Raw genomic sequence first — 1069 nt, forward strand, 5'->3', positions numbered from 1 at the left:
TCGTCGCGGTCGGCGAAGTCTTTGAGGGCGCGACCGAGGATCTCCTCGCTGCTGCCCAGCGAGTATCCGTTGGCGGTGTCAAAAAAGTTGATGCCTGTCTCGACGGCGTGCTTGATGAGCGGCCTACTGGTTTCCTCGTCCAGTGACCAGACGGGATACCCGCGATTGGGCTGGCCGTATGTCATCGCGCCGATGGCGATCGGTGAGACATCCAAACCGGTAGTTCCAAGCTTTATGTAGCGCATAGGGATTCCTGTTGTTGGGGGTCGGGTGGCGGCAGGCGCGGATCAGCGCCTAGTCAGGCCAGCAAAGCCAGTTTGGGGATCACCTCGTCGCCGAGGCGGCCGACGAACCCGATCGGATCGGGATTTCCCGGCAGGGCAGCAATATTGATCAATTCAATGCCTGCCTCGGCGAAGCCCTGCATTGCATTCATAAATGCGGTGGGATCGCCGAACGGGTCGAACTGTGGACCGAGCATGAGGGTCTTGCGGATCTCGCGGGGGTCTCGTCCGATCTCCTCGCAATGCCGTTTCAGGACCTCGACTTTGTGCTTCACCTCATCGGGTGTTGCGGCGTTGCTGTTCCAGATGTCGGCGTACTGCGCGACCAGGCGCAGCGTCTTCTTTTCGCCGTCCCCGCCGATCAGCACGGGCGGACGGTTGATGGGTTGTGGTTGACAGATCGTCTCGGCCAGCTGGTAGTGCCGGCCCTGGTACGGGCCGTCATTGTCGCTCCACATCTGCTGGCAGATCTGCACCGTCTCTTCGAGCATTTCGAATCGTTGTCGCAGCGGCGGATAGGTGACACCTAGCGCCAGGTGCTCCCGCTCGTACCACGCCGCGCCGATGGCAAACATTGATCTACCACGGGAGAGTACGTCGAGGGTGGCGATTGTCTTGGCGAGCAGGCCGGGGTAGCGATAGGTCACCCCGGTCACCATCAAGGTCAACGTGATCGTCTCGGTCTGCCCGGCCAGGAAACCCAGCGAGGTGTAGCCCTCCAGGAACGGGTCCTCGGCCTTGCCGACCTGTTCCATTTGAAAGAAGTGGTCGGCCAGGGTGAACAT

The 1069-nt window shown here is 61.1% G+C and carries 2 protein-coding genes; both read right to left on the minus strand.

All coding sequences use genetic code 11. The features are described 5' to 3' along the window. Positions 1 to 245 (minus strand): aldo/keto reductase (locus A5695_RS02205; protein WP_197515332.1); only part of this gene is annotated, 245 nt, incomplete at its 3' end. A 53-nt stretch (positions 246 to 298) separates the two neighbouring features. Continuing rightward, positions 299 to 1069: LLM class F420-dependent oxidoreductase (locus A5695_RS02210; RefSeq protein ID WP_068077602.1), on the minus strand; the 771-nt coding region annotated here is incomplete at its 5' end.

The organism is Mycobacterium sp. E1747 (assembly GCF_001667775.1).
In the GTDB taxonomy this organism is placed as follows: domain Bacteria; phylum Actinomycetota; class Actinomycetes; order Mycobacteriales; family Mycobacteriaceae; genus Mycobacterium.